This is a genomic window from Bacillus sp. GW823-FHT06A10, from assembly GCF_058795375.1.
Window position 1 is genome coordinate 1,946,085 of the sequence record NZ_JBXAHT010000001.1, and the last position, 23,744, is coordinate 1,969,828.

Consider the following 23,744-nt stretch of genomic DNA (forward strand, 5'->3'; position numbering starts at 1 on the left):
GAGAAACACTTATAAATAGTATATATGTATTTATCATTTAAATATAATAGCCGATTCTAAATAAGAATCGGCTATTAATATGTAAAATCCGCCTAATATATTAAGGTTGAGAAACAGATATAAGATGTTTAGGCGATGTGTTTATTTCCTCTGCTAATGCTTTGATGTTCATCATGATTTGAAGTATTTCTTCTTTTGTTGTCCTTGGGTTGATAGAGCAAAGTCGAATTACTACTTTTTCTTTTAATTTAGTCGTACTTAGCATAGCAAATCCTCTTTGATTAATTTCTTCCACCAATTTTTTGTTTATTTCATGAATTGTATCTGTAGATGTTAGCTCACATGGAATATAACGAAAAGTAACAATTCCTAATTGGGCAGGTGTTACTACTTCCCAATCTTTTTCTTTCCTTAAAAACTCTTCAACTTGTTCAGCTAGCATAATGCCATGATCAATTGCCTCACGAAAAGCTGTAACTCCGAATGCTTTAAAAGAAAGCCATACCTTTAATGCTCTAAATCTACGAGAAAGTTCAATTCCACGCTCCCCAAAATTCACTTTTTCTTCTATATTAGTTTCTGTATCCTTAATATACTCTGGGATCATACGGAATGTTTCACTTAAATATTGGCTATTTCGAATAAGTACACAACCAACATCATAAGGCTGAAAAAGCCATTTGTGCGGGTCTAACGTTAAAGAATCGGCACGATGAATTCCACTTAATAACTCCCTTCCTTTTTCACTGAGAATTGCTGCAGCCCCATAAGCACCATCCACGTGTAGCCATATATCTTCATCACCACATACATCAGCCAATTCATCGAGGGAGTCCACCGCTCCGCAATTCGTTGTCCCTGCATTAGCAATAACACAGAATGGTTTTTTCCCTTTTAATCGATCTTCTTTTATTTGTTTTCTTAAAGTACTAACTGAAATTTTTAAATCTTCATCTGTCTCAATTCGGCAAATTTGATGCTGTTTAAAACCTAATACTTTAAGTGCTCGATCTACAGAAAAATGAGTTTGGTTAGAAAAATAAACAATCGTATTTTCTATGTCATTATTCAGCTTGACCTGTCTCGCTACAGTAAGTGCAGTCAAATTAGCCATGGAACCACCACTGACAAATAGTCCTTCAGCTGAATCAGGGAATCCTAGCATTGATTTTAACCAGTTAATTGTCGTTAATTCAATTTGTTCGGCACCTGCACCTACTATCCAAGCTGTAGGAAATACATTAAACCCACTTGCTAAAAAATCTGCTAATACACCAACATAATTATTAGGACCTGGCACAAAAGCCATAAAATGAGGATGATCCACATGAGTAATTTGATTAAACACATTGTTATTAAGAAAATGAAGTAATTCCTTTGGATTAGATCCGTTTTCCGGAATCGTTTCAATTAGCTTGTCTCTAAAAATATTACTATCAATCGTTTCTGAAACTGGTTTACTTTTTAAATGATTCATATGATCAACAATCAAGTCAACCGCTTGATATCCTAACTGACGCATCTCTTCGGCTGATAACTGCAAGTTTTTTGTCATTTGATTTACTCCTATTCTATTTAAAAAGGCGAGTTCTTGCTCGCCTTTTTATTTTTTATAATTTGTAATCACCAATTGCTTGTATTGGATTTTGAAGAATCATGTTGATTAATCCATGGATCTGATTTAATATTTCCTGTATTTTCTCTGCTTCATATACCGTTTGATCAAATCCAAACTTTATTGTAAGTTTTTCTTCAGGGAAGCACATAATTCCATACTTTACATGTGGCTCATCAACAACTTCGTAATCCGTGATAGCAAAATGTCTGTTTTCATTTGAAGAAAAGATTGCTGGATTAGTTGGATAGTTTTCAAAAACCCAAAGATGGTCAGTCAACTCAGTTTTTAATTCACTTTGCTTTTGTATATCAACAAATGAATAGTATGCATACTCATTACATTTCAATGTCTCTAGTTGTACCTTTTGCAGAAAATCCACAAAAGATTGCGTTTCTGTCCATGCTAATCGGATAGGCAAAATATTTGTGAACAGACCGAACATATTTTCAATTCCTTCTACTTCGGGAGGTCTGACTGATACTAGATTAGGCAATACCACTTCTCTCGTTCCGTTAAATTTGCCAAGCAATATTCCCCATACAGCTAGTAATGCTGTATTCATAGTTATATTATTTTTAGTTACAAATGTCTGTAACTGATCAGTCAAATCCTTGTCTAATGTTAAATCCATAAAAGTGAAGTTTAACCCTTCACTTTTAGATGGGACTTTCTTTTTAGGAATACTAATTTTCTGATTGTATCCTGATAAATAATCTCGCCAAAAATGACGTGCTTTCTCATGATCTTGTGCCAAAGTCCAATCTATAAATGTTTCAAAAGGTTTTACCATAGGTAACTCCGCCGTAGTTCCCGCATTTGTAGTTTCGTAGAGCTGGAATAATTCGTCTATCAAAATGCTGACGCTCCAACCATCACATAATAGATGATGGGAACTCCAAATTACCTTATACTCGTTATTACCTAGTTGGAATATACAGAGACGGGTCATAAGTTCACCATTTTTAAATCCTTGACTTAAATTTTCATTCATCCACTGATCTAGGAATTCTTGCTGTTCTTGTTTCGTCATCTCAATCAAGTTTTTTATTTCTGAATTTATTTGAACATCATATAGAACAGCTTGCCAAGGTTTTGCTTGTTCATCTTGCACAATTATTGTTCTTAAAGAATCATGACGATCAACTAATTGTTGGAAACACTGAATAAAGAGTTTAATATCCAGCTCCCCCTCAAGTGCCCAAATTGTTTGTTCAAAATATGCATTTGTATCAGGTTCATTCGTAGCATGCTCATAAATAACTTCCTGGAAAGGTGCTAGCGGGTAAATACGTTCTATTTTTATATCCGGCATTTTTTCTTGTATTTTGGTAAGTGTATGTTGATTAAGTTGTTTATCTTTAACATTTAGTAATGTAGCTTTATTATCGTTCATTATATTTACATCATTTGTTTGTGAACTTGAAAACTGGTCTAGCTTTTTAACAAATTGAACCATATCTCTTAATATAGGAAATGAAAATAGATTTTTTGGTTCAAGCTCGAATCCTTGTCGATACAGTCTAACGGACACTTGAATCGCTTTTATCGAATCTCCACCTAAGGCGAAGAAATGATCATTTACTCCAACTTGATCTATTTTGAGTACTTCTTGCCAAATACTAGTTAATATTTTTTCCATTTCAGTTTTTGGGGCAATAAATACTTCATTTTTTTGTTTCTCCGGAGTAGGGAGCGCTTTTCTATCTAATTTCCCGTTTGGAGTCAGGGGTAATTGGTCCAAATAAACAAAATAAGAAGGAATCATATAATCTGGCAAGTGATCTCGCAAATGCTTTCGTAGTTCTGTTGTACTAATATTTTGCTCAGTTACCACATATGCAACTAAAAATTTTATCCCGTTCTCATCTGTTTGATCAATTACGACAGCATGTTCGACTTGTTTATAAGTTAGAAGACAATGAGAGATTTCTTCTAACTCTACTCGATATCCCTGAATTTTCACTTGGTAATCTTGGCGGCCTAAAAATTCAATATATCCCTCAGAATGCATTTTTCCACAATCTCCTGTTTTATATATAAGACCAAAATCAGGATGTGAAACAAACGCTTCATTTGTTTTCTTTTCATCATTTAAATATCCTTTAGCAAGGCCCACTCCCCCAATATATAAATCTCCAATTACACCAACAGGGCACATTTTCTTTTCATAGTTCAACACATAATACGTTTGGTTTGCCAAGGGCATCCCGTATGGAATACTATTCCAATGTGATTCCACCTGTTTGACCGGATAATAAATTGACCAAATCGATGCTTCTGTTGCCCCTCCTAGTGAAACTACTTCTGCAATCGGAAAATGTCTTTTTATTTTTTCTGGTAAAGAAAGCGGAATCCAATCTCCACTATGTAAAACTAAACGTAAAGAAGGATATTCAAAATGAGAACCTACTTGATCCAATGCCAAATCCATGATTGCAGGCACTGTATTCCAAATTGTAATCCCTCTACGTTCGACAGTGCGGATTAATTCTTGCATGTCTCTCGGATCACGAATCATTACTAACATTGCACCTGTGCTTAAAGCTCCGAAAATATCGTATACAGATAGGTCAAAACACATGGAAGAGATACCAATAATACGATCATCTTCATTCACCTCATATTTTTGATTTATGTCTTGAATAGTATTTGTAACCGCTTGGTGAGTAATAATTACTCCTTTTGGTTTTCCTGTACTTCCTGAAGTGTATATAATATAGGCAATATCTTCTGGACCAGCAATAGCGGGCATATCTTCTGTTGTATAAAATGACAAATGATTTTCTTCATAAAGACTAGGTTCTAATAAAAGCTTGCATGAGCTATTTTTTAAAATATATGTTTGGCGATCTAAAGGATGATCGGGATCAATCGGAACATAAGCGGCACCTGATTTTAAAATACCTAACATATTAACAATTGTGTCAACTCGCCTTTTTGCTAAAAGACCCACTTTGTCACCTAGACCAATACCTTGCTCTTTTAAGAAGTGGGCAATTTGATTAGAACGTTTATGAAGTTCCGAGTATGTTAACCATTCTTGTTCAAATACCACTGCTACTTCATCCGGTGTACGTTTTACTTGGTCTGTAAATAATTGATACAGAGTAGTTGAAGGTATTTTTTCTGTTGTTTCATTGTATTGCTTAATTAAAGTTTGATCCGATTCTTTCATCTGCAAAGATGTTATATCGCTTTGTTTCACCAATTGTTCCAATAAATCAACAAATTGGGAAAACATTGCTTCTATTACATCAACATCAAACAACTCTTCAACATAGTTCCAGCTAATTAGTAACTCTCCATTTTTTTCAATTACTACATTATCCAAATACACTTGTGGAGTCCGAGCATGAATATAGCGAAGAGAACCAAGTTGTTCCCAAGAGAAAGCACCTGCACCTGCTAACATCGAGGTGAAAACGATTGGCATAACTGCTTTTGGCGTCATTTGATGATATCGAGTAAAATCTCGAATAAAGTTAACTCCATCGTAATGACGATGTTCAAGGCCATCTAATAAAGTAGCTTGCGCTTCTTTTACTCTAGTAAAGAAAGTTTGCTCTGGTTTTACATCAACATCCAATAAAATAAGCGATGTGAAATCTCCAACAATCTGTTCTACTTCATCATGAACAGGATAACGGTTAAATATAGTCAAGTTAATTGCTAATCGACGTTGATTACTCCAATATGCCAACACATCACCATATATTGTACAAAGTAGAGCGGAAGGAGTTACCTCTTTCTCTTGTGCTAACTTTCGTAGCTTTGTCCATTTTTTATTATCCAGGATTTTTGTAAGTGATTGGAATTTAGGAGTAGCAATCTCTGCTGGATCCTTTTTTAACAGCAAAGAAGGTGCAAACGGAAAGTCAGGAAGCTTACTTGTCCAATAATCTTTTGCTGTTTTATATTCTTCGCTTTGTTCCATTTCATCATAGATAAACATATAATCTTGAAAATCAAAAGATAAAGATTCTAATTTTTGAGTTGGTTTATAATAATAATGCAACAAATCCTGTCCAACAATGTTCATGCTTGCTCCGTCCATTAACAAAGCATCGTATCGAAAACATAATAAATACGTGTCTTCTTTTAAAAGAAAAGCTTTCAATTCAAACAAAGGCCATTGCCCCAAAGGGAATACATGGTTAGTCATTCGAGAACGCTCTTCTTGTAAGCGAGCATGTTGATTCCTATCATCTAAATCTATGAGACTCTCTATTTCAATCTCGTAATCAGGAACGCTTTGTAATATTTGCTGTTTTCCCTCTGGTAAAATTACAGCTCGCAACATTGGATGACGATGGATCACCTTTTGAAAACTTTTTGAAAGACGATTGATATCCAATGCTGTTTCATATTCAAAATATGTTTGAGGGGAAATACCACTTAATTCAAACTGTGAATTCCTTCCTAACATATACGCTGTCTGAACTTCTGTTAAGGAGAATGGATTAGACAAATCTTTAACATGAGTTGGTTTACTTTCAAAGTTTTCTTCTTTATGCTCTAACTTTACACAAGAACTCAGTTGAGCGATTGTAGGGTGCTTAAAAAAATCTGTTGTACTTATTTTTAAGCAGTCTTTTCTTAATAAATTAATTACCTGAAGTGCTTTAATGGATTCTCCTTTTAATGCAAAAAAATTATCATGAATACCGATTCCCTCAATCTCCATAACTTTTTCCCACGCACGCACCAATTTTTGTTCAATTTCATTGCGCGGGGCAACGTATGGAATTGATACATAATCCGTTTGGGTTATATCCAATAACCTTTTTCTATCCACTTTTCCATTTGGATTCAATGGAATCTCTTCTACCTGAATCATTTTTTCAGGAATCATAAACTCAGGTAATTTATCACTTAAATATTTTCTGATTTCACCAAAAGACACCTTGTTATCCGATACATAGTAGGCAGCTAATAATTTCCTATTTCCATACACTTGATCAACAACGATAGCCTGGTTTATTTCTGGATATTCCCTTAATTGAGTTTCGATTTCTCTTAATTCAATCCGATACCCTCGAATTTTCACTTGATGATCCATTCGACCTAAATACTCAAGTTCCCCATTAGGCAACCAACGAACGAGATCACCTGTATGATACATCATTTCCCCTGCCGCAAAAGGACTCTGTACAAATTTTTCATCTGTCAGTTTACTTTTACCAAGATACCCTCTTGCTACCGCTACTCCAGCAATGCAGAGTTCACCGGGAATTCCAAATGGTTTTAATTGGCCATACTTATTCAATATATAGGAATGATAATTCGGATTTGGTTTGCCGATCGTAACTTCTTTGGAAGTGCTCAAGTCTTTTACTGTTGCGCAAATGGTTGTTTCTGTGGGACCATAAATATTTAAAATTGTTGCTTCACTGATACAACGAATTTTTTCAACCAAATCAATGGAAAATGCTTCTCCTGCTAATAAAATAGATTTTAAATCTTTTAGAAAATTTGCCCCTTCTGGATCACTCAAAATCACTTCCATTCGCGATGGCGTTGATTCCCATAAATCCACCTTATGTTTTTTGACCAAATGAGCCAATTCTTTTGTTGCAAACTGTTCCTCTGTAGCAATTACTACTTTTGAACCTTGCGTTAAAGGAAGACATATTTCTAACAAGGAAATATCAAAAGATACACTAGCAAGAAACAAGAATGATTGATTAGCTTTTACTTTTTCTCTCATTACATTTAAAAAATGAACTAGCGATTTTTGTTCTATCATTACCCCTTTTGGATTTCCTGTCGATCCTGATGTGTAAATAACATAAGCCAAATCATTAGGATTATGTTCTCGTACTAAATTACTTTCTTCACCTTGGAAAAGATATTCTTTATCAAGATACAGTACTTCACCCGCAAATTGCGGCAATACTTCCTCTGTTCGCTTACTAAGTAAATATTTTGCTTGACTATCTTGTAACATATATTCAATTCGTTCAGTTGGGTAGTTAGGGTCGATTGGTAAATACGCTGCTCCTGCTTTTAAAATCCCCATCATACCAATAATCATTTCTAATGACCGATCTACCATAACGCCAATAATACTTTCTTTTGAAACATTTTTACTTTGAAGAATAGAAGCCAATTGATTCGCTTTCTTATTCAATTCTCTATATGTCAAAGATTGATCATTACAAACAACAGCAATTTGATCTGGAGTTTTTAATACTTGCGCTTCAAACAAATCTTGAAATGATTGAAACAAGTCTATGCCCGTTTGAAAAGTATTCAATCCTTCTAACAACTCTTTTTCTTCTTCTGCAATAATACAAATATCTTTCAATCCCAAATTCGGATTTTGTGAAACTTGCTTTAAAACATAACAATACGAATTGGCAAACTGTTGCAAAGAAGAGAATGAACGGGACTTACAAGAAATTTGAAATTCAAATTCATTATGTATTTCATTCCATTTTCTTCGTATCCATAGGGCTAAATTATTCTCTGCGTATTCTTCTAGCGAATTTTCATTATGTAATCCTTCCATCCCGATTACAATTTGAAAAGGAGTTAAATTGTGTTTAACTAATAATTCAGAGAGCGGATACTCCTGATTTTCATACCCGAATAAAGTCGTTTGTTCAATCTCATTTACTAATTGTTTAAAGGTGTGATGCGGATGGATTTCACTTCCTAAAGGAATCAACTTATTAAGATTCTCACTTTGTTCAAGATTCTTTTCAATTATAGGAATACCAATAGTAATTCTTTCTTGATCTGTATAATGTGCCAAACAAACCCTTAAAGCGGCTTGAAACCAGCTAAATAATAATAAATCTTGAGACTTACTTATTTTTTGTATACTTTTACTAAATTCTACATTTACTATGACTTGAACGTACTCACAAGGTGTTTCTTTATTTAGTTGGTAATCGCTATTAAATTTAAATACAGAAAAATCGAGAATCTCGGAAGATAATTGCTCCTTCCAAAACGCTTCTACTTCTTTATTTTCATGAATTGAACTTCGATCTTTAATGTGCATTTTTATCTTTATCCCCCTAATATTCATTTCTTCTACTCGTTAATTTTTAAGCCAACTTCAAGCCCATGGAGAAACACTTGATGATTATCCAAACATAAAAATTGCTGAATATCTTCAAATTTCATATGACCAACTGAACAAACCCCTAAATTTAATGTTTCAGCAACCATATTTAAGGTAGCAGTGATAATGCCTGACTCAATACAAGCAAATAAATATCCATCTGAACCGTATTTCGGGATGGAAGCGTTCGCATTATAAACCAAATAAACTGAGAAGGCAGATTGAGTAAATAAATCCTGATTAATTAACTCATGATCACTTTTGATTACTTCATCAATGCTGTTTACAATCACAAGACTATTTTTTGATGGGTTATAATAATAAAATCCAGCTTTCATACCCTCTATACGTTTTGGTTTTACATAAACAAAGATATCAATGGGATAGAGCCCGCCTGCACTTGCGTAATGATAGTATATTTTTTCTTCCCTAACCTGTTTTAGAGTTGATAAGAATCGGGAAAATTCCGAAAAACTAATATGTTTTTCCATATCAAATTGACGACAAGATCTACGTTCCTTAATTATAGTAGGTAGCTCATTTGTTGTTTCAAGTTGAATTTCGGTCGACCGTGCAGCAACGTGCATGCGATTTAATTGTTCACTCATATACTTATCTAACTTTTCTTTAGAAAAGCGAATCTGGTTGCTATATGGATTTGAAAAAATCTTTTCTTGTGAAGAAAATACTTCTCTTGGGTGTAATATGTTACTTACTAACACACGATTTTTTATCATGAGCTCTATGTTTTTTTGTGTCTCTTCTACATTTCCTAATGAAAAGCGCTCTACTAGTTCACTGATTTTCACACCTTTTTGAGCCATAAAATAAAGATCAGGAAACCACTCAGACAGAATACCTGTAAATCTCATTTCCCCTATCAAAACTTCATTATGCAACTTCTCCCAATGCTTAATCGGAGACCAGTAATAAATTTTCTCGCTCATATAATCCTCCATAAACGTTTAACTTATTTTTGAAATGCAATTTTCTAATCTTCAAAATTTTTTAAAATTCAGTTCCTTGTCTCATAGTGATTATAAATACATGCACTTTAACGAAACTTGAAAATAATGAAATAACTTTTTCTTCATTAAAATTTTTTATTTCATCATAAAAAATGATTTTTTTTTGGATATTTCACATCCTTTCCCATAGTAATCCTATAAGGTATAAACCATTTATAACATTGAGAATATTCATGTATTTCCAATGTGAAATTATTGTAATGGATTGGAGAGCGGTTGAATATAGTTATTAAATCAAATAATGTTGAGAAAGTTTTATTTATTATATTGATAAAATTTTATGATGTAATTTATTACAAATAGATTAAGAAAAGAGTTTTAAATTTTTCTTAATCAGTTAGTGTGAAAATATCACATACTATTACATAGAATCGAGTTAGTTACATTTCATATTCAAAATAGAGAAAAGACACCTTAAATGGTGTCTTTTCTCTATTTTAATTCCATATACTTTTTACGCCTTTGTTATTTTTAAACGATTTGTAGGAATTAATACAACTCGAACATCTAGTTCGTTATATGTTCGAATATATAATAAACATTATCTGAATTATGAATGTATTTCAGATAATTTTATAAATAAACTCAAAGATATCTTCTTCTCCTACTGCCACAAAAGAAATAATCTATTGCTTATTTCTTTTATTAAATTGTAATATAATTACAGTATGTGAAATTATATTACATTAACTTTAAAAACGAAGTGAGAATAATCTTCACTTCGCTTTTTTCATTTGCAATCCTTATTAAATTTGCTCAATGCAGTATTTATTTCCACATTCTTCGCTTTTATTTAATCGGTTTCTCTGTTTTTAAGACAAATGAACTTAATGCAGGAACTTTAATTTTATTGTCATGGACAACATAAAGTGGTTTACTTCCCGCCTGCTTGCTGTCTACTAGTACTTTCCAAGGCCCTTTCGATGGAAGTGTTATTTCAACAGCTTCTCTATTTGCATTGTGAGCCACTGTAAAGTATTCATTTTTATTCCCCTCTATTGTATAAGCTACAGTATTTTTCGGAGCATCAATAAATGATACGTGTGTTTTTATTTGCTCTGCAGATGTCATTCGAAAAGCTGAGTACTTTTTGCGTAATTCTATTAAACCCTTCATATAATCTACTTCATTATTAAACGTTGCACGGCGCAGCCAATCCATCTGGTTAATTGAATCTGGAGATTTGTAACTATTATGATCACCGTATTTCGTCCGCATAAACTCTTGCCCTGCATGTAAAAATGGAATTCCTTGTGATGTTAATAAAATTGAAGAAGACAATTTGTGCATTTGTTTTCGCACTTCTTCACTGTCACCTGAATTAGTTAACTCAAGTTTATCCCATAATGTATGATTGTCATGTGCTTCCACATAAGTTAATACCTGTTCCGGATCTTGATAGGTAGACGAATTTGTATCGTAGTCAATACCTGCCGTAATACCTTTTTTAATACGATCTTCCATGTTTTCCTTTCCATTTATAAAACCATTTTCCTTTTCCTCAAATACACTACCTTTCAACCCATCACGTATATTATCGTTAAAATGAGCAATCCCTTTCATTTTCTCTGCATTTTTTTGATTTGCTTTCAGCTCAGCTGCAAGAGGTGTATTTAAATCCCATCCTTCTCCGTGTAGTATAATAGAAGGGTCAATTTGATTAACAGCTTTACGTATTTCATTCATCGTTTCATAATCATGAATACCCATTAAATCAAAACGGAATCCATCTAAATTGTATTCTTTTGCCCAATATGTGACGGAATCTATCATAAATTTCCTCATCATTTTTCTTTCTGAAGCAGTATCATTTCCTACTCCAGTTCCATTTGCAAATGTTCCATCTTCATTGTAACGATAATAATAACCTGGAACTAACTTATGGAAATTAGATTCAGCAGCGTTATACATATGGTTATATACTACATCCATTACCACACGAAGATTATTATCATGTAGTATTTGAACCATTTGCTTTAATTCAGTTATTCGAACAGTTGGCTCATAAGGATTTGTAGAATAGGAGCCTTCTGGAACGTTGAAATTTTTAGGGTCATATCCCCAGTTATATTGCGGTTCATTTAAAGTCTCTTCATTTACTGAAGCATAATCAAATATCGGTAAAAACTGAACGTGAGTAACACCTAGATCCTTTATATGATCAAGTCCTGTTTTTACACCTTCTGGCCCTTTTGTTCCTTTTTCTGTTACACCTAAATACTTCCCTTTCTGTTTAATACCACTTTCAGGTTGGATGGAAAGATCACGTACATGTAACTCATAAATAATAGCATCTTCCGGATTTTTAAATTTTGGCTTTTTGTTTGCTTTCCATTTTTTCGGATTTGTTTCTTTTAAATTAACGACTGCACCTTTATCTCCATTTACAGAAGCAGCACGTGCATACGGATCAACTGCTTCAGTCCACTTATCACCAATTTTGACCTTATACGTATAAAAGAGCCCTTTTTGGTTCCCTTTTAGTTCTGCTGTCCAAGTTCCCTTTTCACCTTGTTGCATGTTTATTTCAGTACCTATTTTATCGTTCCATTTTTTATATGTAACTAACTTCGCTTCACTTGCAGTAGGAGCCCATAAACGGAACTTTGTATGTTGCGCGGTATATGTATTCCCTAAATCGTTACCACTATAATAAAATAAATTATCAAATTCCTCGCTACGAATGACTTTACCAATTTCAGTATTCGTATCAGCTAAGTTTTCTATTTTAACTTTGTATGTTTGTTTTAAATCAATTTTCTGTTCCGTAATTATTTTAACCTTATTAGTAATATCTCCACTGTTTATATCATAAGGACTAATATTCTTAATTGTAATGCCTTCAATTTCAATTTTCTTTTTCCTAATATTAAATGGGACATTAGTCGTTACAGTAATTTCATGGAAACTATCAATAGTTGCTTTTTGAATTGAGAGATCTGAAGAAGGCTTAGAGTTATATACTTTTTCATCACCCGAAAGAATCCATACTTCAGCACGACCATCCTTTATATTTTCAATCCAACGATCTCCACCATCTTTTTCCCATTCATTTGTTCGAACTATAAATCCTACACGATTATAGTCACCGTCTATTTTTATCTTAGCGTATTTTCCAAATTCATCTTCACCAGTAAATTCATAAGATGTACCATTTGCATTTTGACCCCATAACCAAAGATTCCAGTCTTTTGTATTACCAAGCTTCTCTTTGTAATGAATGATAACTTCAGTTGTTTTCGAATTTGAAACTGCCCTCACACCCTGAAAGGAGAAAACAGATGATAACATAACGATTAAAGTAAGTAATAAAACTGTTTTGTTAATTAATCTTTTTGTAATTTGCACCACATACACCCTTTCTTCAAATATTACTAGCGATTTATTATGCTTACACTGAATAACACTGCTTAAATTAATCTAGAAATCTCTTTTAATTCACCTCCATATTGGCTATTTTCACGTATGTATTTCAATGACCTTTTAATATGAAAACGTTTGCATTAATAGTTAAAAAAATAGATTTGTGTATGCCCTCATATATTTGTAAATGCTAAAAGGTCAGGGAAATCATTTTAAAGCAATCGTTTGTTATCGCTTTCATTTTATAGACTTTCTATCAAGAGGTCAATATATTATTAATTTTCTGTTTTTACACACTTTAAACCTTATTTATTTGTCGCAACTTCTTATAGATAACGCACCTAATTATTGCTTAGTCAGTTTATTTTCAACAATACATAGCTACGTAAAAAAACAGCTAATATCCTTAAAATGATATTAGCTGTTTTTCATAATGTATTAATATATGAATGATGACTATGTTTCTAAATTACTTAATTTTTGCTGCATCAAATGCCTTTTGAACTGCTTGAACTTCAGCTGTATTCGCACCATATTTATTAGTTGCCACTCGAATACATGCTGATCTCAATTCTTTGAAATTAGAAGTCATGTTTAACTCATCAGTATTTGCATAATAGAAAATATCAAACATTTTATCTTCACCAATTCCTTTAACAGTCACTCCGTTATGAGTTCCGCCTTTTGCAATGAGATACGCAACTTTATTAATAATACTTGAATTAAAATGAACACCGCCTTGATCCCATCCATTAAAATCGTTAAATTCACTGTAATCATCTGGATAAGGTACTCCTAGTGAAGATGGAACAGAAGCTGGGTTTTCCATATCACGGAAAACAGATCCTGTTTGTTCTCCCATTGTCCAGTTAAAGTTTCCATTATTTACGTATTTCTCAATAGATGTTCCCATAATATCAGATAGTGCCTCATTAATCGCACCAGATTCCCCGTAATATTCAAGATTAGATTCGCTAGAAGTAACAGCATGTGTAAATTCATGTCCAGCTACGTCATATGCTTTAACAATAGGATCACCATATACAAGCATACTTCCATTATTAGCACTTAATGCATTCTGCCAATTCTTCGGATCATTCGTCTCTTCAGAATCCCAAGCGTGTACAACTGAAACTACCTTTTGTCCCTTATTATCAAAGCTATTACGCTTGTATTTATCTTTATAAAAATCAAATACTTTTGTTGCTAAGTAATGAGCACTTACCGCTTTTGGATCGTTAAATGTTGCCGAAGTACTAGTCGCTAATGTACCAGGATAATAGCTTTCTTCTTTAGTAATATCTTTGTAATTCACATCATATGTTTCAATCCCTTGCCCTCTTGTATAATCAGCAAGAGCATATTTGCCATTACTTTGTTTAGAGATACCAAATGAACGAGAAATACCTAAATCATCTTTTCCTGTTCCAGTTAATGATGTAAGACTGCTTTGTTTACTTTTCTTTAAAGCTCCAACTAGTTTGTCACTGGCCTTTAAGTTAGATTCTTGTACCATATTTTTTAACATATCACCATTTTGTGCATTTACTAAATAAGTACCAGAAACATAGTTTGGTGTTGCGGCTTCAAAGGTAACTTGGTATGCATTTTTAGCTTGTCCATTATTTTCATCAACAAAAATAACCTCTTTAACTTCTGGCTCAGTAATAAACTTGATATCGTTCCCGTACTTCGTATAAATAAATTGTTTTGCTTCATCTTTTGATAGATTAATAGGTTTTTTCAATTCTTCTTGTTTTAAATTTTGCGCGCTATCACCTGAAACACTTTTAATAACACCATTATTATCTACATGTGCAGTTAATTGATGGCCATATACTTCTTTTCCTTCGTATGTTTGCTGCATACGTACAAGTGTAGTTCCATCATACGAACCACGTTTTTGAAGGACTTTATAATCTACTCCTGCTTCTCCATTGACTTGTTTTTGGGACAGAGCTTGCTCTGTTTTCTCCTTAAGTGCATCCTTTACTACATTTTCTGGTGCCTTTTGTGACGGTTGTGTAAGTTCACCCGAACGGAACGATTCCTCCTGAATTTGAACTTGTAACTGATCTGTTTCCTCTGCATGACCTACCCCATATGGTGCCACAGCTGTTAAAGCTAATCCTGTTGTTAATGCTACCTTAGTTAATGTCTTTGTGTTTTTCATTATTTCACCTCGTATAATTTTTGAAATAGAAAGCTTGTACAAAGTATACTGTCTATTTCTGTCGGAAAAAAGAGAAAATACACAATTTATGTAACATTATGCAAAATTACATAAATTGTGGTCAATATTATAAATAATGAACGGAACACATATGAACATTAATTTGAATAAAAAAGAGTCCTTTTAGGCGCTCATCCAATTGGTTAATTATCTATATTCATTCTAATAAAAGTGCACTTACATCTAAATAACAACATAAAAACCCACTCTTTACTATTAAGAGTGGGTTTAATGCTATTAAAATAACAATTACTATAAGAAACCTTATAATTTATATTTTTTTAGTAATCCTACTAAGTTTTTTGTAAAATTCACCTTTTGTTTTTATATGCTTAAACTGATTTGGATTAATATTTGCTTTTTGTGAGAGTGCTACAATCTCTTCTTTTGTAATTGAATCTTTCGTATTTATAGATGCTATATTTGTGTATTTTCCGTCTTCTGTTTTTGGAATTTCTAAAATCCCTTTATTTACAAGATCAACTACAGCCTTATGCTCTGAAGAATGTAAATCTACACCAGTAATTTTCCAATTATGCATAACTTTCGGTGTGTATACACCGTTCTTTACTTCTTTTAAATATGTAATAGCAAGGTTACGAATGGTTCCACCTGTTTCTCCGAATGCATTCTCTTGTTTAGATGACCAAATTTGTTCAAACTTACGCCCCTCTAAAGCTCCCCCTTTTGCCTGAAGAGCCTCCATTCTATATGCATTCATTCCCAGCGTCATAACATCGCTCATTTTGATTGGTTTGTTTGTACGAATAGAGCGTAAATTTGTAATTCTGCTTCCGTATGGTTTTGTTAAGTCAATTTCGTATTTTACGCCTCCAAAGAAATCGTTCGTACTGTATTTAGATGCACGGCGGGTTTTATCAAAGCTAACGGTTACATCTCCGGCACGAGATGAGTTAAAATATCCTGCTGCCCATTCCATATAGTCTTTTAAATCTTTTCCAGAAATCTTATATACTGTAATTTCTCCCAAGGCATATTGGTAATTGTACGCAATATCTTTTTTCTTAATAGGACCTGTATCCAAACGGGCATAATCATTATCAATTTGATGGGCTACTACATCTGCTTTACTGTAGTAGAGCATGACTTCATGAAAGAAATCTGATAAAGGTGTTTCTTGAATCTGAACACTTGGAATACCCTTTATTTCATTTTCAGGAACAAGATTTCTACCCTTTAATTGAGCGACTACAACATTTGCATCTCCTCTCGCATATTCGTGAAAAGGTGTTAGTGTTTCTTCAAGTGTAGGATCAGATAATATCGTTGTTCCATCAGCATTTTTTACAGGTATAGCGGTAGCAGTTTTATCTTTAAAAACCAACTTCCCATCTTGCTTTGTAAAAGTAAGGTCAATACGTGAAATATGTGTTCCATATTTATCTGGCTCTGTAATAATTACGCCATTTACAACTTCTTTTTTTACAAGTTTATGCATGTGAGCCGCAAAAATAGCGCTTAGTTCCGGACAAGCATTTGCAATATCTTGAACACCAGTACCAGGGATACCATTCTCATTTTCTAATCCCATATGCATAACTCCTACCATTACATCTACTTTACCTTCTAATTCCTTAATTGCCTTTTTCGTCTCTTCTACCGGATTTTTCACCACTAAACCATCTAAGTGATCTGTCCCTTTTTCAAAATCACTAATCATTGGTGTATTCATACCAATAATCCCAACTCTAATTCCATCTTTTTCTACAATTGTATATGCAGGAAGAAAGCGCTCTCCATTTTCCTTATAAATATTTCCTGCTAACGTTTTTCCCTTATATTGCTCACTAACTTTTTTCAATGTATCTAATCCAAAGTTGAATTCATGATTTCCAAATGCCCAGGCATCATATCCCATTGTATTCATCGCTACCATCATTGGCGATTGTGGCTTATCGTTGAATAATTCTACTGAGTTTCCTTGAATTGTATCCCCGGCATCTACTAATATGGTATTTGGATTTTCTTGACGGACCTTCTTTATAACCGTATAAAGCTGCGTCAAACTTCCACTCATATTTGCTCCATCAAGCGCATAATCCCAAGGCATAAATCTACCATGAATATCTGCAGTACCTAACAATGTAATATTAACTTCAGATTCCTCAGCCTTAGAGATAGATGGTTTGACTATTACTGCCGTTCCAAGCAGTAATAGAATTACAAAGTAACATACATAGTTCTTCCATTTCATTTTTTGCATAATAATAATATTTCTCCCCTTTTTGTACTTTCATAAAGTTGCTTGAACTTTAAAAATGTAACTTATTATTCAGGAAACTTCAACTACAAAAGATAATTTTGAAGGTGGTTCTGTTGCAAAAATAAAGAGAATAAATTGCATACATCCCCTAACAGAATTGTATTTTATCGTTTTCTGACAGAATACTCCTTCCTTAAGCGTGTGAAGTGTACTTTCAAAATAAGAACATATCATTTATCATTATTTCAATTTATTAAAACGGGCATATACAATATGTTATGATGATTAATTTTTTGAATTTCGTTGCTGATTTATTTCCTTCTAAATAAAAACACTTTCAAAAAAAATAACCCCGCTCTTCATTTAAGACGGGGTTACACTTATACAGAAAATCGGATAGTTTCATATTTTCTTAAGCTTATTGGTCACTTTCAACTAATTTCATTCTATTTTTGTTTTCTTCTGAATCAATATGAATCAACCATTTTCCTTGTTTATAATACGTATCAATAACTAGGGAATAATTTTTACTTTTCAATTTCACAAAGCAATTTTATCTCTTTGATTTGTAACATATGACGCTGTTCATGCAAATAGATCAGTTCTATCCACTGATCAAGGGGCAATTCTCCAAGAGCTGGATGCATCACTGATTTTTTCGCTAATACAGACTCATCTTCTATTGTACTCAGGAAACGCATCAATTCTTTTCTTGATTCGTTTAGCATATTGAGCATTTGCTCCACTTCAAATGGTTCTATACTTGGTTCAATCATTTCTGGAGCTATAAACTTTTTCGTTCTATCTAATAAAATAGTATGAATTTCTTTACGCACATTTTGGGTACTATCTAACTTTTTTAACCCTGAGGAAATAACTGTTATCACTCTCTCATCTAATAAAACTAAATGATGACAAACTTGTGCAATACTCCATTTATCCTTATCTGGTTTCCTATTAAATTGAGCATCACTCAACAAAGAAATTTCCTCAACTAATTGATTTCTCGTTTCATAAAACTTTTCATTTACAAATGTATCCATGCGGATTCTCCTTTCATTGCAACCTACATACTTAAATTTCTACGCTAAAAATATTATCTTCGAAAACAGATTTTCTTTCACTACTATTCCAATTTCATTTTAAAGCCACAAATGAAGTTATTTGTTTTTTTGTATGTTTTTAATTGGCACAAATAAATCAACCTTTAACTTTCCTTCTAGATCTTCAGCAACATTATTTAAGCAAAACTCTAAATTATCTCTATCATAATCTGCACCATACTCACTATTTAGTAGCCACTCTGCATACATGTATTGATACGCTTCACTTAATTTATGAGGTTCATCATAGAACTGGTATAGACCATATGTACCTCCATCTAATCTTTTAAATTGCACATCATGATACTTTTCTTTATCGAAGTTTTCAGGAATCGTAACACATGCATCATGCCGGCACTTATGACTTGCAACAAGTTCAGGATTATCTAATGATATTCCGATAAATGATTGCTCTGGTGGATACAGTTTATTTTCAATTGACCAGTTCAGTAACTTCCCCCAGTGATCTTGCGGTTCAAAGTAGCTACCAGTTCGTCTTATATACGCTACTTCTAATGGTGGTAATTTTTTTATAACAACTTTCATTTATATCTTCTCCCCTATAAATATGTACACTGTTTAATTAGCTTTTTTTAACATTTATTCCTTCTTAAATTAAAAGAATTCTCTAATCATATAAAGTGAAACTTTAATCAGCGGGAGATGAATTTTAATTGAAATATAATTGATTACTATTACTACTACTAAAGTAGTATGTACTTTCATACTTTTATTTGATTTTACATTCTTTTTAAATCGATATATTAATTGTAAGAAAATAAAAAGGTGGAGGATTTTAATTGATTAAAGGAATATACGAAGCGCATTTACCAGTATAATGTCCTATCAATTTATCATTAAATAAATGTAAAAAATGACCCTATTTATTCATTTTTAATGCGTATGTATGTACATTTGTTAATTTATTCGATATATTATGGGTATTGAATGATTACGTAAAGTGTAAAGGTCGCTTATATAACACCTTATATTTTTATATCCGTGAAAACTACAAAGTGTATGAAAATCCATTTGTCAAATGAATTTAGTGCGGAAGGAGGTTTGTGGTTACTTCATAGGGTATAATAATCAGTTTTTACTGATAAAAATATAGGAGGCGACATAATGTTTCGTACGATTTCAAATTTCATGAGAGTAGCTGAGATAAGAAGGAAAATCCTTTTTACACTAGCGATGTTAATCGTTTTTCGAATTGGCACGTTTATTCCAGTTCCTCATACTAACGCAGAGGTATTAAAAGTACAAGATCAAGCTAACGTTCTAGGTATGTTAAACGTATTTGGTGGAGGAGCATTGCAACATTTCTCAATCTTTGCTGTAGGTATTACACCATATATTACAGCTTCCATCATAGTACAATTACTACAAATGGATGTTATACCTAAGTTTTCGGAATGGGCAAAGCAAGGAGAAATGGGGCGTAAGAAATCAGCTCAATTCACTCGATACTTTACAATCATTCTCGCATTCATACAGGCCATCGGAATGTCTTATGGCTTTAATAATATAGCAGGTGGACAATTAATAACAGATCAAAGCTGGACTACATACTTATTTATTGCGACAGTTTTAACTGCAGGTACTGCATTTTTACTTTGGTTAGGCGAACAAATTACCGCTAACGGAGTTGGTAATGGTATTTCGATGATTATCTTCGCAGGTCTCGTTGCCGCGATTCCAAATGTTGCAAATCAAATTTATTTACAACAATTCCAAAATGCTGGCGATCAGCTATTTATGCACATAATAAAAATTGTTTTAATTGGACTCGTAATTTTAGCGATAGTTGTTGGTGTTATTTACATTCAACAAGCTGTACGTAAAATACCGATCCAATATGCAAAAGCTGTTTCAGGAAACAATCAATATCAAGGAGCAAAAAACACTCATTTACCGCTTAAAGTAAATAGTGCTGGTGTTATACCAGTTATCTTTGCTTCTGCATTTTTAATGACGCCGCGTACAATTGCGCAGCTCTTCCCTGATTCAAGCGTATCAAAATGGTTAGTTGCAAATCTTGATTTCGCACATCCAATTGGAATGACACTTTATGTCGGTCTTATCGTTGCTTTCACATACTTCTACGCATTTATTCAAGTAAATCCTGAACAAATGGCTGAGAATTTGAAAAAGCAAAATGGATATGTTCCTGGTATTCGTCCTGGTAAAGCAACTGAACAATATGTAACTAAAATTTTATACCGTTTAACATTTATTGGTGCAATTTTCTTAGGTGCAATTTCTATATTACCGCTCGTATTCACGAAAATTGCTACGTTACCACCTTCTGCTCAAATTGGTGGTACAAGCTTACTTATCATTGTCGGTGTAGCACTAGAAACCATGAAGACTTTAGAAAGCCAGCTTGTAAAACGTCATTATAAAGGCTTTATTAAAAAAGTGAATTAATTATCAAAAACACAGTTGGTTATTTTTCCAACTGTGTTTTTGATTTTATCAGTCCTGTAATATACAGGGCTGTTGCTTTATTAAACTACATCTCCTTCTCTAATAACCGCCCTTTTTTGAAATAAGTCCGTAGTGTTGAACGATTGGCCAAAAATACACCAATCAATATAAGACAAGCTCCCATTCCCATTGTAGGATTTAAGGGTTCTCCTAATACGATATAACCTACGATAATTGCTATTAATGGTGATACATATAACCACGTCGATGGAAATACTGGGTTTGTTTTTGATAAGAGCCAGTAATATAATCCGTGTCCACCGATCGATCCGATAAATATGAGATATAAAATAGGCCATTGTACACTCCATGAAGTTAATACAGTTACATTTGGTTGTTCTACAATAATAGATGCGATTAATAGTAAAATCCCTCCATAAAACATTTGAATTCCGTTAATAAGAAATGGTGATACATTTGATAAATCTGAAAGTATTTCTTTCGAACGAATAGAGCCTATTCCGTAAAATAACTCTCCTATAACTAAAACAATACAAGCAATACTCCATATGAAACTTACTTGTTGATGCATTCCTGGTAAAGAAACAAATATAACACCTATTAGTGCAATAACTAAGGCAACGAGTTGTTCCTTTTGTAATTTCTCCCTATTCCTCTTTGCTTGTATTAATAAAATCATCATTGGTCCCGTAGCAGAAAGAACAGCAGCTAATCCCGAAGAAATATATTGTTCTGACCAATATAAACTTGCGAATGTCATAAATGTTAAACAAAATCCAGCATACATAATACGTTTTGAAAATATATGTGGCATAATTTCTTTTCGCTTTAATTTAAAAATAATCATAAGGATTATACCCGCTAAAAAGAAGCGAATTCCTGCTGAAAACAACGGTGGCGCCCCTGCTTCAATTCCAATTTTAATCGTTAAAAATGTTGTCCCGAAAATAATACATACTAAAATGTAATTAAAAATGACCATTTTACTTCCTCCTTTTTACTCTTAAAATGAGTATAGAGGCTATGGTGTATAACAGTGTATCGGTACATATAACAGTTACTTCAAGTTGTAGTTGATTCCCTATATATTTTTCGCTTTAATTAAATTAAAAAGAAAAATAGGTGAACCTATGAAGATTGTATTGCGTAAAGAATCAAACATACCGTATTACAAGCAAATATATATGCAAATTGTTGAAAGAGTACAAAGTGGTATGCTTTCACATGGTGAATCCCTTCCTTCTTTACGTTGTATGGCCACAGATTTACAAATCAATGTATTAACTGTTCGTAAAGCTTATAAACAGTTAGAAACGAAAGGGTATATACGCATCGAACAAGGAAAAGGTGCTTACATATATAAACGTGTAAAGAAAGATTTCAAACCGATACCGTATAAATGGCAACAATCAAGATCTATTAATGTTATGCGTTCTCAATATGTAATGAATAAACACCGTAAATATTATGATTTTTCACAAGCAATTCTGTATCCCCGTCTGTTACCAAATCCATTTTTGGCAGACGAAATGCATAAATTGCTAGATAAAAATCCGATGTTGTTAGCAACATATGGGCCAGTTCAAGGCGATTATGAATTGCGAGTTGAAATAGCAAATTACTTAAATGAACACCAGAAATTAGTGACGGACCCATCTCAATTATTAATTACAAGCGGAGCACAACAAGGAATTGATTTAATTGCTCAAACATTATTAAAACCTGGAGATACTGTATTAGTAGAAAGTCCGTGTTACAGTGCCGCGCTTGATGTTTTCATCAATAAAGGTGTTCAAATCATTCCTGTTTCTCTTGATAATCATGGAGTTCGCTCCGACTTAATTGATGATATTTGTCAAAGTAAAAATCCCGTTTTATTGTATACGAATCCGACCTTCCAAAACCCGACAGGTACAGTAATGAGTAAAGAACGAAGAATGGAACTTATAGAACTAGCGGAGCTATATCAATTTTTTATCATTGAAGATGATTCTTTCGGAGAAATATATTTTGAAGATGCTGTAGTACCACCTCCAATCAAAAGTTTTGATAAGGATGGCCACGTAATATATATAAAAGGATTTAGTAAAACGTTAGCACCAGGATTGCGTATTGCAGCACTTATTGCCGGTGGCCCTATTTTTGAATGGCTATATGCAGTGAAAGGTTCGATGGATATCGGTAGTCCTTTATTAACACAAAAGGCACTTCTACCGTTTTTACGTGCGGAACGTATGAAAAATCATTTAGAAAAATTACGAACAGCTTTACAAATGAGACGTGATTTAACAATTGATATATTATCGCCATTAAAAGAACTGAACTTTGAAATACCAAATGGCGGTTTTAATTTATGGGTGACACTGCCTGATTCGATAGATCCCTTTACCTTATTACAAAAAGCAAATGAAGTAGATGTCTCTTTTTTACCAGGAACAGCTTGTCTATTAAATTACGAAACAAATGATAACCAATTAAGAATTAGCTATTCAATGTTAAACGAGAAAGATATGGAAATTGGATTAGAGAAATTACACGATACAATACGAAACAGTATTTGTTAGAAGTAATATCACAATAGCCAACAATAAATAATACCCGCAAATAAAAATGTATAGTATGGGATATTATCTATTGTTGAGCTTTTTCGTT

Annotated in this window: 11 protein-coding genes; 2 read left to right on the top strand and 9 right to left on the bottom strand. The window is 33.1% G+C overall.

The window, feature by feature from the left end; translation table 11 throughout:
• Nucleotides 1–100: 100 nt before the first annotated feature.
• The 8 genes from AC1Q8M_RS09880 to AC1Q8M_RS09915 all read right to left on the bottom strand — a co-directional run bounded on the left by AC1Q8M_RS09880 (nt 101) and on the right by AC1Q8M_RS09915 (nt 19,187).
• Nucleotides 101–1,555 carry an aromatic-L-amino-acid decarboxylase gene (locus AC1Q8M_RS09880; RefSeq protein WP_000164811.1) on the bottom strand — a complete coding sequence of 485 codons (1,455 nt, stop codon included), beginning with the start codon at nt 1,553–1,555 and terminating at the stop codon, nt 101–103.
• A gap of 55 nt (nt 1,556–1,610) precedes the next feature.
• Nucleotides 1,611–8,627 (bottom strand): non-ribosomal peptide synthetase, encoded by a 7,017-nt coding sequence (locus tag AC1Q8M_RS09885; RefSeq protein WP_141549487.1) that lies wholly within the window; start codon nt 8,625–8,627, stop codon nt 1,611–1,613.
• Nucleotides 8,628–8,659: 32 nt separating this feature from the next.
• Complete coding sequence (locus tag AC1Q8M_RS09890) at nt 8,660–9,637, bottom strand: SagB/ThcOx family dehydrogenase (RefSeq protein WP_141533060.1); 978 nt, start codon at nt 9,635–9,637, stop codon at nt 8,660–8,662.
• 870 nt (nt 9,638–10,507) lie between these two features.
• Nucleotides 10,508–13,066, bottom strand: coding sequence for a type I pullulanase (pulA, locus tag AC1Q8M_RS09895; protein ID WP_098855355.1), 2,559 nt, complete (start codon nt 13,064–13,066; stop codon nt 10,508–10,510).
• A 484-nt stretch (nt 13,067–13,550) separates the two neighbouring features.
• Nucleotides 13,551–15,254 carry a M4 family metallopeptidase gene (locus AC1Q8M_RS09900; protein ID WP_000799184.1) on the bottom strand — a complete coding sequence of 568 codons (1,704 nt, stop codon included), beginning with the start codon at nt 15,252–15,254 and terminating at the stop codon, nt 13,551–13,553.
• 331 nt (nt 15,255–15,585) lie between these two features.
• A complete protein-coding gene (locus AC1Q8M_RS09905; protein WP_098014952.1) occupies nt 15,586–17,538 on the bottom strand; it encodes a bifunctional metallophosphatase/5'-nucleotidase in 1,953 nt (650 codons plus the stop codon).
• Between the two features lie 527 nt (nt 17,539–18,065).
• Nucleotides 18,066–18,581, bottom strand: coding sequence for a DinB family protein (locus AC1Q8M_RS09910; RefSeq protein WP_000379380.1), 516 nt, complete (start codon nt 18,579–18,581; stop codon nt 18,066–18,068).
• A gap of 117 nt (nt 18,582–18,698) precedes the next feature.
• Nucleotides 18,699–19,187: an AraC family transcriptional regulator gene (locus tag AC1Q8M_RS09915; RefSeq protein ID WP_000869614.1), complete on the bottom strand. Its 489-nt coding sequence runs from the start codon at nt 19,185–19,187 to the stop codon at nt 18,699–18,701.
• A gap of 579 nt (nt 19,188–19,766) precedes the next feature.
• On the opposite strand from AC1Q8M_RS09915, the gene secY reads away from it, so the two are divergent.
• Nucleotides 19,767–21,071: a preprotein translocase subunit SecY gene (gene secY, locus AC1Q8M_RS09920; RefSeq protein WP_000490135.1), complete on the top strand. Its 1,305-nt coding sequence runs from the start codon at nt 19,767–19,769 to the stop codon at nt 21,069–21,071.
• Between the two features lie 85 nt (nt 21,072–21,156).
• Here secY and AC1Q8M_RS09925 read toward each other — a convergent pair whose 3' ends face one another.
• The gene (locus tag AC1Q8M_RS09925; RefSeq protein WP_000234339.1) at nt 21,157–22,074 is read right to left on the bottom strand and encodes a DMT family transporter; all 918 of its coding nucleotides are present in this window, start codon (nt 22,072–22,074) and stop codon (nt 21,157–21,159) included.
• Nucleotides 22,075–22,222: 148 nt separating this feature from the next.
• On the opposite strand from AC1Q8M_RS09925, the gene pdxR reads away from it, so the two are divergent.
• Complete coding sequence (pdxR, locus tag AC1Q8M_RS09930) at nt 22,223–23,656, top strand: MocR-like pyridoxine biosynthesis transcription factor PdxR (RefSeq protein ID WP_098256164.1); 1,434 nt, start codon at nt 22,223–22,225, stop codon at nt 23,654–23,656.
• Nucleotides 23,657–23,744 lie beyond the last annotated feature (88 nt).

Bases quoted from the DNA above. Each gene is read 5' to 3' on its own strand.
- AC1Q8M_RS09880 (WP_000164811.1), bottom strand. From the start codon at position 1,555: ATGACAAAAAACTTGCAGTTATCAGCCGAAGAGATGCGTCAGTTAGGA.
- pdxR (WP_098256164.1), top strand. From the start codon at position 22,223: ATGAAGATTGTATTGCGTAAAGAATCAAACATACCGTATTACAAGCAA.
- secY (WP_000490135.1), top strand. From the start codon at position 19,767: ATGTTTCGTACGATTTCAAATTTCATGAGAGTAGCTGAGATAAGAAGG.
- AC1Q8M_RS09925 (WP_000234339.1), bottom strand. From the start codon at position 22,074: ATGGTCATTTTTAATTACATTTTAGTATGTATTATTTTCGGGACAACA.
- AC1Q8M_RS09885 (WP_141549487.1), bottom strand. From the start codon at position 8,627: ATGCACATTAAAGATCGAAGTTCAATTCATGAAAATAAAGAAGTAGAA.
- AC1Q8M_RS09905 (WP_098014952.1), bottom strand. From the start codon at position 17,538: ATGCAAAAAATGAAATGGAAGAACTATGTATGTTACTTTGTAATTCTA.
- AC1Q8M_RS09910 (WP_000379380.1), bottom strand. From the start codon at position 18,581: ATGGATACATTTGTAAATGAAAAGTTTTATGAAACGAGAAATCAATTA.
- AC1Q8M_RS09890 (WP_141533060.1), bottom strand. From the start codon at position 9,637: ATGAGCGAGAAAATTTATTACTGGTCTCCGATTAAGCATTGGGAGAAG.
- AC1Q8M_RS09915 (WP_000869614.1), bottom strand. From the start codon at position 19,187: ATGAAAGTTGTTATAAAAAAATTACCACCATTAGAAGTAGCGTATATA.
- AC1Q8M_RS09900 (WP_000799184.1), bottom strand. From the start codon at position 15,254: ATGAAAAACACAAAGACATTAACTAAGGTAGCATTAACAACAGGATTA.